We start from the raw sequence: 13,479 nt of genomic DNA, 5'->3' as shown, positions 1-13,479 counted from the left end.
GTGCGACCTCGAACACTCGTCGCCCAGAGTTCACCTGGGAGCCGGTCTTGGTTCATTCGGGGTGGCGGAAACGGACGCGTACGGGGCAGAACGTGGGAGCGTTGGGAAAGGTGGGGACCGTCGGGGGTCACCCGGAACCCCTGAGCACACGTACGAGAGGGAAGCCTGATGCGGGACGCGTACCACGAGGAACTGGACTCGATCGGCGACAGCCTGGTGGAGATGGCCCGGCTGGTCGGGTCGGCGATCGGACGCGCCACGACCGCCATTCTCGACGCCGACCTGAAGCTGGCCGAGAGCGTGATCGAGGCGGACAAGAAGGTCGACGAGCTCCAGCACGAGCTGGAGGCCCGGGCGATAGCCCTGCTGGCGCGGCAGCAGCCGGTGGCGACGGACCTGCGGATCGTCGTCACGTCCCTGCGCATGTCGGCCGACCTGGAGCGCTCCGGCGACCTCGCCCAGCACGTGGCGAAGCTGGCCCGGCTGCGCTTCCCGCAGCGCACCATCCCGCACGACCTGCACGCCACCATCCTGGAGATGGGCCAGCTCGCGCAGCGTCTGATGGCGAAGGCGGCGGAGGTGATCGTCACGAAGGACGTCGACCTGGCGCTCCAGCTGGAGCAGGACGACGACGAGATGGACCTGCTGCACCGCACCCTCTTCCAGCACCTGATCGACGAGCGCTGGAAGCACGGCATCGAGACGGCCGTCGACGTCACGCTGCTCGGCCGCTACTACGAGCGGTACGCCGACCACGCCGTGGCCGTCGCCAAGCGGGTCGTCTACCTGGTCACCGGTGAGCACGCGGACGAGCTCCAGCAGGACACCATCCAGCCGGTGGCGGGCCCCGAGGGGGCGTGACCTCGGGCCGGGTCCGGTGTGGCGGCGTGAGATCCGGCAGGGTCCGCCCCGGTGGGGTGCGGGGGCGCGGGGGCGCCTCCGTGCGCCGTTGATGCGCCCGGCGGAACGGGCATGCAATGGACGAGGGCATCCCTGCCCCAGCGTCCAGGAGGGACCCATGGCCGAATCCCCCAGCACCACGCCCGATCCCACGCAGGAGCGCGACACCGAGCAGCCCGCCGAGATCAGGAGCCTGCCGCTGTTCGGCGCGTGCGGCTGCGGCTCCGGATGCGGCTGCGGCTGCCAGTCGGGCAGCCCCTGCCAGTGCGGCTGAGCACGGTCGACTGTGGCCGGTGTGGATCGGGCGTGAACTCGATTCACACCGGCCTTGTCTGTTGTCAGTGCGTTGCGGCTCGCCGGTGCAGATCCGCCAGCGCCTCCTGGACAGTGGTCTCCCGGTACCAGTCCAGCCACGCCCCGGCCTCCCGGGCGACGGTGTCCAGCGCGCCGAGTTCCGCCTCGGTGTAGGTGTGCCCCGGCTGGTGGTGATGGGTGGAGAAGGCGCCCTGCGGCCGTCCGGCGGGGCCCGGGATGGGCGTGCACTGGAGCGAGCGGCTGTGCGCGGCGAGCATGACGGCGCGGCTGGCCTCGTCGTAGACCGGCGCGGTGGCGACGTCCTCGATGACGACCCGTTGCCTCTTGCGCGCGGCCTGGCCGCAGGCCGTACCGGTGTCGTCGATCACCGCGAAGAAGCGCACGAACTCGGCGGGGAAACCGCAGTGGGACTCCAGCCGCAGGGTGTTGTCACCGGCGTCGATGAGCTGCACGTTCGCCATGTCGGTGTGGGCGATGGCGCAGGCGGCGTCCCGCAGCGCGGCGAGAAAGCGGGAAAGCGGAGCCACGGACGCAGGCGTCGGCGCATGCGCGGGTGCCGGTGCCGACCGGCTGGGCGGGAGGAAGCCGACCGCGGGTGGGTCGCTCCGCCGGCCGCCGGGGAACCACGGCTCGCCGGGGCGCGGCGGCGGTGCGTGTACGAGGGCCACCGCCAGCCCCGCCGGTGCGAGCCCGTGCGCCCGGCCGACCGCGCGCAGCAGCGCGTCCGCCGCCTGCGCATCCGGCAGGCCGTACCGCTCCATGAGCAGCCCCTGCGCTTGGGCGACGAGGGCACGGGCGGCCAGGGTGTGCCGCAGCTCCAGGGCGCGCGGCCGCAGCTGCGGACCGATCGCCACCGGCCCCGCGGCGGCGGCCGCCCCGATGACCGCGCCGAGGGCGTCCGGGACGGTCGGGTACAGCTCGGGCCCGGCGGCATCGAGCGGCCGGGCCCGGTCGAGTACGGCCGTGACGCCGGCGGTGCAGCCGGCCAGGAACAGGCGCCGGCCGGGCGGGGCGGTGAAGCGGTGCAGCAGCGCGGCGCCCGCCGGGGACAGCCGGCGCAGACTGCTCAGATCGAGGACCAGCTGGGTGGGGCCGGTGGCCGAGAGTGCCGCGTCCAGTTCGGCACCGGCGTCGTCGTCGCCGCACAGGGCGAGCACGGTCAGCCGTCCCGTCGGCAGGCCCGGAAGGGCCAGATCCACCACGGTCCGGCAGGTGAAGTACGACGGCATGGCGGGCCCCCTGCCTGTGAGTCCCGGGCATCATCGGGTCCCCGGGGCGGCCCCCCTGCCAGCGTAGCCGCGGGACGTTCACCAGGAAGTGGGCCGTCAGGCCCCTGCCCCGGCCAGCAGGTCCCTCGGGCTCAGCGTGCGGTCGACCAGGGTGCGGGCGATGTCCACCACGCGCCGGTGGTGGCGGTCGGCGTAGGCGGTCAGGGCGGTTCGGGCGGCGGGCAGGGTGGGGTCGCCGGCCGCGGCGAGCATGCCGGTGGCCACGTCGACGGCCGCCTTGGCGGCGAGGGCGGCCTGCACCCGGGTGGCGACGTCGGTGGGGCGCAGCGGTTGGGGGGTCCAGTTGACCAGGGCCACGGACGTCACGTCGGCGAGTGCCTGGCCCAGCTCCAGGTCCAGCGGGGGCAGCCCGCCGGGCGTGCGGAGCAGGAGGTTCACCGCGCCGATGGGCTGACCGTGGACGCGCAGCGGCAGGGCGTGCAGGGAGCGGTAGCCCTGGCGCAGGGCGAACGGGGCGACCTGGGGCCACCGGTCGCTGCTGTCCGCCAGCGCCGGGGCGTCGATGCGCCGCCCCTCGTGGAAGCAGTCCAGGCAGGGGCCCTCGTCGGCCTGGAGCTGGAAGAGCTCCAGGAGGGCGGCCTCCTCCTCGGTGACGGCCAGCGGGCGCAGGCCGCCCCGGGCGGAGAGCACCATCATCCCGGCGGCGTCCGCACCGGTCAGCTCGATGCAGTGCCGTGCCAGCCGTTCGCCCAGGACGACCGGGTCGACGTCGTCGGCCAGGAAGTCGGCCAGCCCGACGAGTGCTTCGGCGAGCTGTTGTTCACGGATCATCACCGTGCACCGTCCCTTCCCTCGTCACCGCGGTCGTCGTCGGGGTCCTGCGGGCCGTCGTCCGGATCCCGCACCCCGTCCACGGCGGATTCTCCACCCCAGCCGCTCGCGTCCGCGTCCGCGCCCCCGCCGCCTTCCGCGCCCTCCGGCTCCGGGTGGAAGCGGAGTCTGCGGGCGAGGACGTCCCGGGCCACCTGGCTGACCGTGCGGCTCTCGGCGTACGCATGGGCCCGCAGCAGGTCCAGCGCCTGCTCGGGGTCCAGGTCGAGCTGCACCATCACCATCCCGACCGCCTGGTAGACCTCGGTGTGTTCGGCCTCGGAGGCGGCCACCCAGGTGGCCACACCGTCGTCCGTCGCCTCCGCCGCGAGATCGGGGGTGGCGGTCTGGAGGCCCATCAGCGCGTAGGTGACCGCGTCCCGCACCCACGCCGCGATCCGCAGGTCCGACTCGCCCAGGCCGCCCACCCGGTGGCTGTACAGGTCGAGGGTGCCGATGGCCGCGCCGCTGACACCGAGCGGCAGGGAGAACACGGCACGGACGCCGAGGCCCACGGCCTCCTGCGCGAAGATCGGCCAGCGGCCGGCGGCGGGGCCGTCGGTGAGGTCGGCGGCGAGGACCGGGGCACCCTGGTCGAGCGCGCTCTGGCAGGGGCCGTCGCCGATGGTGTACTGAAGCTCGGCCAGCCGCGCGGCGGTCCCGTCGCTGGCGCACCAGGTGAGTCGTACGCCCTTGCCGCCCGAGATCGACACGGAGGCACCGGTGACGGGCAGCAGCCGTACGCATGCCGAGCACAGCGCGCCCGGGACCTGCTCCGGACCCACGGCTCCGCGCGCCGCGGCGGCCAGCGTCTCGGTGACCCGCAGCCGCGCTCGGCCGTCGGGCGGCCCAGGCCCTCCGGCCGGCGACTCGGGCTCCTCCGGCGGCATGGTCAACACCCCCGTCGTGACGCGCTCTCAGCAGACATGATCCATCAGTATCGGCCCCGGGGACGGGATTCCGGGCCGATGGGCTGCCGGGCAACCGACGGGCTCCCCGGCCACACAGAACGGGTTCCCTGGCTGCGCCGATCAGCACTCCCGCGGCGCGTTCCGCTTGCGGCGCTCAGCGAGGGGTGAGGAGGCAGAACTCGTTGCCTTCCGGGTCGGCCAGGACCGTCCAGTGGATCGCGGACCGGTCGATGTCGGGGTAGGTGGCGCCCAGGGCGCACAAGCGGGCCGCCTCTTCGGTCATCTCGTCACCGGGGTAGGGGGCGATGTCGAGATGGACGCGGTTCCACCCGCTCTTGGTGTCGGGGGTGCGGAGGAACTCCAGGTAGGGGCCGACGCCCTTGGCGGAGCGCAGGGTCGCGTGGTCGTCGGTGACCTCGTGCACCGTCCAGTCCATCGCCTCGCCCCAGAACCGGGCCATCCGCCGCGGGTCGGCGCAGTCGACCACCACGGCGGCGATCGGCCCGGTGTCCCGGTAGACCGGACGGGGCTCCAGCACGCAGAACTCGTTGCCTTCGGGGTCGGCCAGGACCGTCCAGGGGACGTCTCCCTGGCCGACATCGGCGGGCGTCGCGCCGAGATCCTTCAGGCGCGCGACCAACTCCGCCTGATGGGCGGCCGAGGTGGTGGCCAGATCGAGGTGCACGCGGTTCTTGCCCGTTTTGGGTTCCGGGCGGGCGATGAGGTCGATGCAGACGGCCGCGGGGTCGGGGTAGGCGAAGCCCACGGGCTCGAGGTTGGTCACGCCGGGCCCCTCGCTGTCGACACCCCACCCGAGTGCCTCCGCCCAGAACCGGCCGAGCGCGGAGTCGTCCCGGGCCTTCATGTTGATCTGCACGAGTCGCGTTGCCATGCCGAGGATCCTAGAAGTCGGCGGGGCGTACGGCCGGGCCGATTTTCCGGGCTCGTTCTGTCCGACCCAACGCCGTTCGATTCAGCTACCTCCAGAAGCTGCACAGGACCACGTCGGTCGTGTCAGGCGAAGGAGAAGCGTGCGGCGGCTTCGCTGGGCGTGGTCGCTTGGCGGCGTCCGGGGACATCGTGGACGCTGGTTGCGCCCTCGGAGCGAAGCTGGTCGGCACCGGCCTCCCGGGCCATGACGGCGGCGTAGGCACGGACGTCCGCGGCGGTGAGGTCCTTGCGGCCTCGCTCGGTGTACTGCTGAAGGAGGTCGGTGACGTCCGGGGTGAAGCGCAGCATGGTCACCGGGGCGTTGAAGCGCCTGGCGATGGCGATGAGCCGTGCGCGTGCCTGCGGCGTGACATTCGTCGACTCGGCGATTGCGCTGTGTCCGGCGGCGAGCCTGGCGACGACCCTGCGGTCACGTTCCTCGAAGATCCGTGCGTCCGCCGCGTCGGATTCCGCTGGTGCGGGTGAGGTGCCGAAAAGCTCCGCGCGGATCTCGTCGCTGGACACCACGGCTTCCGCGTCGATCTGCCCGCGTGCGATCAGTGCCCGAACGAAGCTGGTCTTGCCCGAGGCCGGTGGGCCGACAAGGACGACGAGTCCTGCCGGAACCCGGATGGCGGGCGCGAGAGCGTTGAGGTCGAGAGCGTTGAGGTAGAGCTCGGCTGCGCAGTCGAGGGCTTCCTCCGGGGAGCCGGCCGGCAGTCCGCTGGGCAGGAGGCTGTCCCGGTAGCTGTCGTTGCCGGCCAGATAGAGGGCGAAGCCCCAGGTGTGCGGCACGCCGGTGAAGCGCAGTCGGCACAGCGGCAGGCTCTTTCCGCCGGGCAACTCGGCTGCCACGTAGGCGAATCCTGTGCGGAAGCGGACCGTGATGGCGTCCACGTGGGGCCAGCGTGCGCGGGCGTGGCGGTTCAGACGCCGGCGCAGGTGGTGCTGCATCGATTCCGGGGGGTCCTTCGGCACGAGCCCATCCTGCCGGGTGCGGCAGCGGCCCGCGATGACACCGCTGCCCCCGCCCGGCGCTCGCACTAGGTAGCTACCGGGCGTCGGATCAGGCGGCCTGCTCGGACGTGCGGGGCTGCCGGTCCTGCGCAGCCGCCGTCGGCCGCTCAGCCGGCAGCCCCCGCATCAGCACGCCGTACCCCAGCCCCGCGCCCGTCCCGATGACCGCGCACATCCCCCACAGCCACCCCGCGCCCAGCCGGTCGATCACGGCGCCGGACATCAGCGGTGCGACCAGGGAGGCCACGGACCAGGACAGGGTGTACATGCCCTGGTAGCGGCCGCGGCCGTGCACCGGGGAGAGCCGGACCACGAGGCCGGTCTGGGTCGGGGCGTTGACGATCTCGGCGAGGGTCCACACGCAGACGGTGAGCATGAAGACGCCGACGGACCCGGCGAAGGCGGTGAGGCCGAAGCCGTAGCCGGCGAGGACGGAGGAGAGGACGAGCAGGGTGCGCGGGTCGCGGTGCTCGATGAACCGGGTGACGGGGATCTGGAGGGCGACGATCAGGATGCCGTTGACGGCGATGGCGAGGCCGTAGTCGGCGGGCGAGAACCCGGCCCGGCCCATGGCCACCGGCAGGCCGACGGAACCCTGCTGGAAGATCAGCGCCACGAGGAAGGACAGCCCGACGACGGCCATGTAGCGCCCGTCGCGCAGCACGGTGCCGAGGCTGACGCCGTCGCCGCCCGTGTCCTTCGCCTGGGCGGTGGGCCGCGACTCGGGGACCTTGAGGAAGACGACGAGCGCGCACAGGGCCGTCATCCCGGCCTCGATCAGGAACCCGGCGAGATAGCTGTACTCGGCGATGAAGCCGGCGGCCGCGGAGGAGACGGCGAAGCCGAGGTTGATGGCCCAGTAGTTGAGGGAGAAGGCGCGGACGCGGTCCTCGGGGCGCACGATGTCGGCCATCATCGCCTGCACGGCCGGCCGGGAGGCGTTGGAGGCCATGCCGACGAGGAAGGCGACGCCGGCGATGGCGACCGGGTCGGTCATGAAGCCGAGCAGCGCGACCGAGGCGGCCGTCGCCGACTGGGCGATGAGCAGGGTGGGCCGCCGTCCGAGCCGGTCGGCCATCACGCCGCCGCCGAGGGCGGAGACGACGCCGCCCAGCCCGTGCAGGGAGGCGACGAGACCGGCGTACGACGCCGAGTAGCCCCGGTCGATGGTGAGGTACAGGGCCATGAAGGTGGCCACGAACGCGCCGAGCCGGTTGACGAGGGTGCTGGTCCACAGCCACCAGAACTCACGGGGGAGGCCGGCGACGGACTCCCTGGCGGCACGTCTGAGACGGGCGGCGGACATCAACGGGACCCCCAGTGTGTGCAACGCCCCGGTATGGGCGTTGTAAGCGGCTCAAGCGGCGAGCACAACTTACCGAAACGGGAGCCGGGGTGACCACTGGATTAACAGACCCCGTCAACTGTCCCGCCGGCTGTCCACCCCTCGGCCGGGCCGGGCGGGGCCCCGAACGCGTGGATTAGGCTCTTTCCCATGGCCGACGCACCGTACAAGCTGATCCTCCTCCGCCACGGCGAGAGCGAGTGGAACGCGAAGAACCTGTTCACCGGCTGGGTGGACGTCAACCTGAACGAGAAGGGCGAGAAGGAGGCAGTCCGCGGTGGCGAGCTCCTGAAGGCCGCCGACCTGCTGCCCGACGTGGTCCACACGTCCCTCCAGAAGCGCGCGATCCGCACCGCCCAGCTCGCGCTGGAGGCCGCCGACCGCCACTGGATCCCGGTCCACCGCAGCTGGCGCCTGAACGAGCGCCACTACGGCGCCCTCCAGGGCAAGGACAAGGCGGCGACGCTGGCCGAGTTCGGCGAGGAGCAGTTCATGCTCTGGCGCCGCTCCTACGACACCCCGCCCCCGCCGCTGTCGGACGACTCCGAGTTCTCCCAGGCGCACGACGCCCGCTACGCCACGATCCCGCCGGAGCTGCGCCCCCGCACGGAGTGCCTGAAGGACGTCGTCGTCCGCATGCTCCCGTACTGGTACGACGCGATCGTCCCGGACCTCCTGACCGGCCGCACGGTCCTGATCGCCGCCCACGGCAACAGCCTGCGCGCCCTGGTCAAGCACCTGGACGGCATCTCCGACGCCGACATCGCGGGCCTGAACATCCCGACGGGCATCCCGCTCTCCTACGAGCTGGACGCCGACTTCAAGCCGGTCACCCCGGGCGGCACCTACCTCGACCCCGAGGCGGCCGCGGCGGCGATCGAAGCGGTCAAGAACCAGGGCAAGAAGAAGTAACCGCCCACGCATAAGCCCCCTGCCTGCGGTTTCTCCGCGGGGAGGGGGCTTTTCTCTCGCCCTGGGCCGTCTCCGGGCCGTCAGGGCGAGGGGGCCGTGCGCTCTGCGGGCTCCGGCTCCTGTCTCCACTCCGCTCTGGCGCCAACGCTCTGGAGCACAGCGACAGCGGACCGGGCCCTGTACGCAGACAGACCCTCAAGGAGGGTGACGGGCGCTTGGCGCGCCAGGACCCGGCTGTGCCACAAGCTCAGCCCGGTCACCTTGCGCACCGCTCGGATCACATCCATCTCGCGGGGCCCGCAGTCGATGAGCACCACCTCGTGGGACGGGTCGTCGCAGAGCAGCGTGTAGTACTCGGTGGACTCTTCGTCGGACATCTCGCCCTCCTGGCTCAGCGAACGGGAGCGTATGCGCCCTCGAAAACGGCAGCCACGGCTTTTCGGGTCCGCTCCTGGCTCGACGGCATGAGGTGCGCGCGTACACCCGGAGCGTCAGGCCAGGGTCCGTCTCCCGCGTCCAGGAGCACTTGGACCGACGGCCACGCCCAGGGTCTCGCGCGGCTTCGGCACTCGGTGGCAGCGCCGGGCCTGGAGTCCCAGCCAATCGGGCGGGGCCTCGGCTCCGGTCCGGCATGGCGCCATGGTGAACCGCACTGTGCCCCGATGCTGATGGTCTCCGAACCATGCAGGAGGGACCATGGACGACCACCCCGGACCTCAAGGAGCCCGGCAATCGGCATCCATGGGTGCGGTCCATGACACTCCTCCCGGTCAGCCAGGGGTCATCGGCATTGCGCTCGCCGCCGTGCTGACGGCCGCACTCGCGCAGGGTTCCTGGCAGTGGTGGTCCACTTACCTTGGGGTGACGCTTCTTGCGGTGGTCTTCTCCTTCTACCGACTGCCGACATGGACGCCCGGCCTTGGATCTGCGTACATGCGGAATCTGGCCGCGTTTTCATTGGTCGTCGGCCTGTGCGTAGCGATCACACTGGCTCCCGCGCTACAGCGCTCAGCGTGGTTGTTTCCGATGCCGGGCACTCGACGCGAGTGCCCTGACGTGGGTAAGTACGAGGGCCTCCAAGCGGAGGCCGCGCTGGCCGACCTGGTCGGTCGCGACAGAGCCGCCTTGGCTCACGCGCAGGAAATCAAGATCCATGACGCTGTTGCCGACTGCCTGTCGACTACGACGACCCTGTGGCTGCCGGCATACGGGTTCGGGGCGGCCGTACTGGTGGGTCTGGGCGCGTGGTGCTTCGACCGAGCCCGGGCGAGGAGGGAGATGGCCGGGGGCGCCCGCCGGTGAGCGGGTCCCGTATGAGCCTGGGCCGTCCCTGGGCCGTCCGAGGCCGCTCGACAGTGGCCAATGCCCCGGTGTCACATTTCCTCCGGCCCGGCCGTCGTACAGGTGGAGGCGGCGGGGGCCGTCGCTGTACGACACCGGAGGAGACGCCATGGACGCTCGTATCGATCTCTTCGCCAGCCCCGTCCTCGGGACGTTCCTCAAGCACCTCAACTCCGCCGGGAAGGCCCTCGCGGAGGCCGGGGTGCCGGAGGCGACGCAGGAGTTGGTGAAGCTGCGGGCCAGTCAGATCAATGGGTGCGGGTACTGCACCGACATGCACACCAAGGACGCCCTGGCCGCCGGGGAGGATCCGACCCGGCTGTTCCTGGTCGCCGCCTGGCGGGAGGCCACCGTGTTCACCGACGCGGAGCGGGCCGCGCTGGAGCTGGCCGAGGAGGGCACCCGGATCGCCGACGCGGCGGGCGGGGTGAGTGACGAGGTGTGGGACAACGCCGCCAAGCACTACGACGGGGAGCAGCTCGCCGGGCTGGTCGGGCTGATCGCGCTGATCAACACCTACAACCGCGTCAATGTGCTGGTCCGGCTGCCCGCCGGGGGTTACCGGCCGGGGATGCACGGCTGACCCGGGCCCGTCCCCGCGGGGCTCAGGGGTGCAGGTGCGCGCCCTTGAGGATCTTGTCGACGCCGTTCCTGGGGCCGTACACCGCGAGCCCGACCAGGTCCAGGTCGGCCGTCGGGACCGCGCGGACGGCCGCCCGGTTGTCGTCGTCGTTGCCCGTCGTGAAGAGGTCCGCGGTGAAGACGGCGCGGGGCAGCGCACGGCTCAGCGCCCTGCCGTGCGCCGCCGTCAGCACCTCCTTGGTGCCCTCCAGGACCAGCACGGGCTGCCGGAACATCGGCAGGTACCCCACGCCGTCCGCGTCCCTGTACGGCTCCCCGATCACCTCGGGGACCTGGCTGCCCAGGCCGCTCACCAGGAACGCGGTGACGTTCAGCCGCTGCCAGGGCTCCAGGTCCTCGCGCAGCAGTACGGCGATCTTCGTGTCGAAACGAACGGGTTGCGTGGTCATGGAGTGAGACTGCCGGGCGGCCCGCCGTGTCGTCTTGTACGTTCTTTGCGTGGCCGCCGGGCAGGAAGTCAGCGCGTGGCGTCCCCGGGTCCCGGGCGTCACGGAGGTCTTCCACGCCCGCTTCACGGAGTACGCCTACCCCATGCACGTCCACGACGCCTGGACGCTGCTCATCGTGGACGACGGCGCCGTACGGTACGACCTCGACCGGCACGAGCACGGCACCCCGCACGACACCGTCACCCTGCTGCCCCCGCACGTGCCGCACAACGGCTCCCCCGCCACCCCGGGCGGTTTCCGCAAGCGGGTCGTCTACCTGGACACCAGCACGCTGGGCGAGGAGCTGATCGGGGCCGCCGTGGACGGTCCCGAGCTGCGGGACCCGCTGCTGCGGCGCCGGGTGGGACAGCTGCACACCGCGCTCGCCCGGCCCGGCGAGGAGCTGGAGGCGGCCAGCCGGCTGACCCTGGTCGGGGAGCGGCTGCGGGACCATCTGCGGGGGCGGCCCGAGGTGCCGCACCCGCGCCGGGACCCCGGACTCGCGCGCCGGCTGCGGGAGTTGCTGGACGCCCGGGTGGTGGACGGCGTACCGCTGGAGGAGGCCGCCCGGCTGCTGCACGCCCATCCGGCCCATCTGGTGCGGGCGTTCAGCGGCGCGTACGGCATCGCCCCGCACCAGTACCTGATGTCACGGCGGATCGGGCGGGCCCGCCGGCTGCTGCTGGCCGGGACGTCGCCGGGCGCGGCGGCCGCCGCCACCGGGTTCTACGACCAGGCCCATCTCACCCGGCACTTCAAGCGCCTGGTCGGGGTGACCCCGGGCCGGTACGGCCGCGGCGGGGTCAGTCCGCCGGGCGTTCCAGCAGGTGGCTGAAGGCTTCCAGGTTCCGGGTGGACTCCCCGCGGGAGACCCGCCACGCGTACTCCTTGCGGATGGCGGAGGCGAAGCCCAGTTCCAGGAGGGTGTTGAAGGCGCCGTCGGCCGCCTCCAGGACCTGGCCGAGGAGGCGGTCGATCTCCTCGGGGGTGACGGCGGAGAGGGCCATGCGGGCGGTGAGGTAGACGTCGCCCAGCTGGTCGACGGCGTAACTCACGCCGTACAGCCGGAGGTTGCGCTCCAGGAGCCAGCGGTGCACGGCCGGCTCGTTCTCGTCGGGGTGGCGGACGACGAAGGCGTTCAGGGAGAGGGAGTGGCGGCCCACTAGGAAGGAGACGGTGGTGGAGAGTTTGTGGGTGCCGGGCAGCTTGACCACGTAGCTGCCGGGCTCGGGGCTCTCCCAGTCGAGTCCGGCCTCCCCGAAGACCTCCTCCAGGACCTGTCCGGCCGCCTTCTGCGCATCACCCATGGTGGGAGCGTACGCGACGGCGGTGGGAGTGGGTCGCGGCCGTGTAGACGTCTGCGGTGGCGGCGGCCGCGGTGTCCCAGCCGAAGGACTGGGCGTGCCGGGCGGCGGCCTCGCCCATGACGGTGGACAGGGCCGGGTCGTCGGCGAACCGGCCCAGCACGCGCGCGTAGTCGGCGGGGTCGTGGCCCTGGACGAGGAAGCCGGTGGCGCCGTCGCGCACGGCGACCGGCAGTCCGCCGACGGAGGCCGCGAGCACCGGGGTGCCGGTCGCCTGCGCCTCGATCGCGACCAGCCCGAAGGACTCGCTGTACGACGGCATGACCAGCACGGACGCGGCCCGGAACCAGTCGGCGAGCTGCTCCTGGCCGACCGGCGGGCGGAACCGTACGACATCGGCGATGCCCAGCCGGGCGGCGAGCTTCTGGAGCCCCTCCGGCTTGGCGAGCCCGCTGCCGCTCGGTCCGCCGACGACCGGGACGACGATACGGCGGCGCAGCTCGGGGCGCTGGTCCAGCAGCACGGCGACCGCGCGCAGCAGCACGTCCGGGGCCTTCAGGGGCTGTATACGGCCGGCGAAGAGCGGGATCAGGGCGTCCTGGGGCAGGTCGAGGCGGGCGCGGGCGGCGGCGCGGCCGTCGGCGGGGCGGAAGCGGTCGAGGTTCACGCCGGGGTGGACGACGGCGACCTTCGAGGGGTCCGCGGAGTAGTGCCGTACCAGCTCCTCGGCCTCCTCGTCCGTGTTGGCGATCAGCCGGTCGGCGGCGGCCACGATCTGGGTCTCGCCGATGACCCGGGCGGCCGGCTCGGGGGTGTCGCCGTCGGCCAGGTTGGCGTTCTTGACCTTGGCCATGGTGTGCATGGCGTGCACGAGCGGGACGCCCCAGCGCTGGGCGGCGAGCCAGCCGACGTGGCCGGAGAGCCAGTAGTGGGAGTGGACCAGGTCGTAGTAGCCGGGGCGGTGGCCGGCCCAGGCCTGCATCACGCCGTGCGTGAAGGCGCACAGCTGGGCCGGGAGGTCCTCCTTGGCCAGCCCCTCGTAGGGGCCCGCGTCGACGTGCCGGACGAGCACGCCGGGGGAGAGTTCGACGGAGGGGGGCAGGCCGCCCGCCGTGGCCCGGGTGAAGATCTCGACCTCGATGTTGATCGCGGCCAGCCGCTGGGCCAGCTCCACGATGTAGACGTTCATGCCGCCGGCGTCGCCCGTGCCGGGCTGGTGGAGCGGGGAGGTGTGCACGGAGAGCATGGCGACCCGGCGGGGCCTGCGAAGCAGTCGCAGGCGGGGGGTGGCCGCCGGGGAGCGGCGCCCGAGCCTGCTGACGTACTGGCTCACGT

Annotated in this window: 16 protein-coding genes; 6 read left to right on the top strand and 10 right to left on the bottom strand. The window is 72.5% G+C overall.

Annotation, left to right across the window (positions count from 1 at the left end):
- The first annotated feature begins 168 nt into the window (after positions 1-168).
- Both phoU and ACWCV9_RS29160 read left to right on the top strand, forming a co-directional pair.
- Complete coding sequence (gene phoU, locus ACWCV9_RS29165) at positions 169-861, top strand: phosphate signaling complex protein PhoU (protein ID WP_450790960.1); 693 nt, start codon at positions 169-171, stop codon at positions 859-861.
- A 157-nt stretch (positions 862-1,018) separates the two neighbouring features.
- Complete coding sequence (locus tag ACWCV9_RS29160) at positions 1,019-1,174, top strand: hypothetical protein (RefSeq protein ID WP_385845583.1); 156 nt, start codon at positions 1,019-1,021, stop codon at positions 1,172-1,174.
- A gap of 64 nt (positions 1,175-1,238) precedes the next feature.
- Here ACWCV9_RS29160 and ACWCV9_RS29155 read toward each other — a convergent pair whose 3' ends face one another.
- The 6 genes from ACWCV9_RS29155 to ACWCV9_RS29130 form a co-directional block, all read right to left on the bottom strand.
- The gene (locus ACWCV9_RS29155) at positions 1,239-2,444 is read right to left on the bottom strand and encodes a GAF domain-containing protein (protein ID WP_450790958.1); all 1,206 of its coding nucleotides are present in this window, start codon (positions 2,442-2,444) and stop codon (positions 1,239-1,241) included.
- A 96-nt stretch (positions 2,445-2,540) separates the two neighbouring features.
- On the bottom strand, positions 2,541-3,275 hold the full coding sequence (locus ACWCV9_RS29150) for a GAF domain-containing protein (protein WP_450790957.1): 735 nt from the start codon (positions 3,273-3,275) through the stop codon (positions 2,541-2,543).
- Positions 3,275-4,204 (bottom strand): GAF and ANTAR domain-containing protein, encoded by a 930-nt coding sequence (locus ACWCV9_RS29145; RefSeq protein ID WP_450790955.1) that lies wholly within the window; start codon positions 4,202-4,204, stop codon positions 3,275-3,277. Before ACWCV9_RS29145 ends, ACWCV9_RS29150 begins: the two co-directional genes overlap by 1 nt.
- Before the next feature lie 175 nt (positions 4,205-4,379).
- Complete coding sequence (locus ACWCV9_RS29140; RefSeq protein WP_450790953.1) at positions 4,380-5,117, bottom strand: VOC family protein; 738 nt, start codon at positions 5,115-5,117, stop codon at positions 4,380-4,382.
- 122 nt (positions 5,118-5,239) lie between these two features.
- Complete coding sequence (locus tag ACWCV9_RS29135; RefSeq protein WP_385845568.1) at positions 5,240-6,133, bottom strand: AAA family ATPase; 894 nt, start codon at positions 6,131-6,133, stop codon at positions 5,240-5,242.
- Positions 6,134-6,221: 88 nt separating this feature from the next.
- Positions 6,222-7,478, bottom strand: coding sequence for an MDR family MFS transporter (locus tag ACWCV9_RS29130; RefSeq protein WP_450790951.1), 1,257 nt, complete (start codon positions 7,476-7,478; stop codon positions 6,222-6,224).
- 189 nt (positions 7,479-7,667) lie between these two features.
- Here ACWCV9_RS29130 and ACWCV9_RS29125 point away from each other — a divergent pair, with 189 nt between their 5' ends.
- The gene (locus ACWCV9_RS29125; RefSeq protein WP_385845565.1) at positions 7,668-8,429 is read left to right on the top strand and encodes a phosphoglyceromutase; all 762 of its coding nucleotides are present in this window, start codon (positions 7,668-7,670) and stop codon (positions 8,427-8,429) included.
- A gap of 80 nt (positions 8,430-8,509) precedes the next feature.
- Here ACWCV9_RS29125 and ACWCV9_RS29120 read toward each other — a convergent pair whose 3' ends face one another.
- Entirely contained in the window at positions 8,510-8,806 is a 297-nt protein-coding gene (locus tag ACWCV9_RS29120) for a ribosomal protein L7/L12 (RefSeq protein WP_450790949.1), read from the bottom strand.
- 319 nt (positions 8,807-9,125) lie between these two features.
- Here ACWCV9_RS29120 and ACWCV9_RS29115 point away from each other — a divergent pair, with 319 nt between their 5' ends.
- Both ACWCV9_RS29115 and ACWCV9_RS29110 read left to right on the top strand, forming a co-directional pair.
- Positions 9,126-9,731, top strand: coding sequence for a hypothetical protein (locus ACWCV9_RS29115; RefSeq protein WP_450790947.1), 606 nt, complete (start codon positions 9,126-9,128; stop codon positions 9,729-9,731).
- A 148-nt stretch (positions 9,732-9,879) separates the two neighbouring features.
- A complete protein-coding gene (locus tag ACWCV9_RS29110; protein WP_450790945.1) occupies positions 9,880-10,353 on the top strand; it encodes a carboxymuconolactone decarboxylase family protein in 474 nt (157 codons plus the stop codon).
- A 22-nt stretch (positions 10,354-10,375) separates the two neighbouring features.
- Here the strand turns inward: ACWCV9_RS29110 and ACWCV9_RS29105 are convergent, their stop codons facing one another.
- Positions 10,376-10,801, bottom strand: coding sequence for a DUF2000 family protein (locus tag ACWCV9_RS29105; RefSeq protein ID WP_450790943.1), 426 nt, complete (start codon positions 10,799-10,801; stop codon positions 10,376-10,378).
- A 49-nt stretch (positions 10,802-10,850) separates the two neighbouring features.
- On the opposite strand from ACWCV9_RS29105, the gene ACWCV9_RS29100 reads away from it, so the two are divergent.
- Complete coding sequence (locus tag ACWCV9_RS29100) at positions 10,851-11,675, top strand: AraC family transcriptional regulator (RefSeq protein WP_450790941.1); 825 nt, start codon at positions 10,851-10,853, stop codon at positions 11,673-11,675.
- Here the strand turns inward: ACWCV9_RS29100 and ACWCV9_RS29095 are convergent.
- Both ACWCV9_RS29095 and mshA read right to left on the bottom strand, forming a co-directional pair.
- Complete coding sequence (locus ACWCV9_RS29095) at positions 11,644-12,147, bottom strand: YbjN domain-containing protein (protein ID WP_450790939.1); 504 nt, start codon at positions 12,145-12,147, stop codon at positions 11,644-11,646. The two genes, ACWCV9_RS29100 and ACWCV9_RS29095, sit on opposite strands and share 32 nt — an antisense overlap.
- The gene (gene mshA / locus ACWCV9_RS29090) at positions 12,140-13,477 is read right to left on the bottom strand and encodes a D-inositol-3-phosphate glycosyltransferase (protein WP_450790937.1); all 1,338 of its coding nucleotides are present in this window, start codon (positions 13,475-13,477) and stop codon (positions 12,140-12,142) included. The genes ACWCV9_RS29095 and mshA overlap by 8 nt, the downstream gene beginning before the upstream one ends.
- Between the last annotated feature and the right edge of the window lie 2 nt (positions 13,478-13,479).

The organism is Streptomyces sp. NPDC001606, assembly GCF_053596835.1.
The sequence above is the reverse complement of the archived record's forward strand: the minus strand, read 5'-3'. Positions and strand labels throughout refer to the sequence as shown.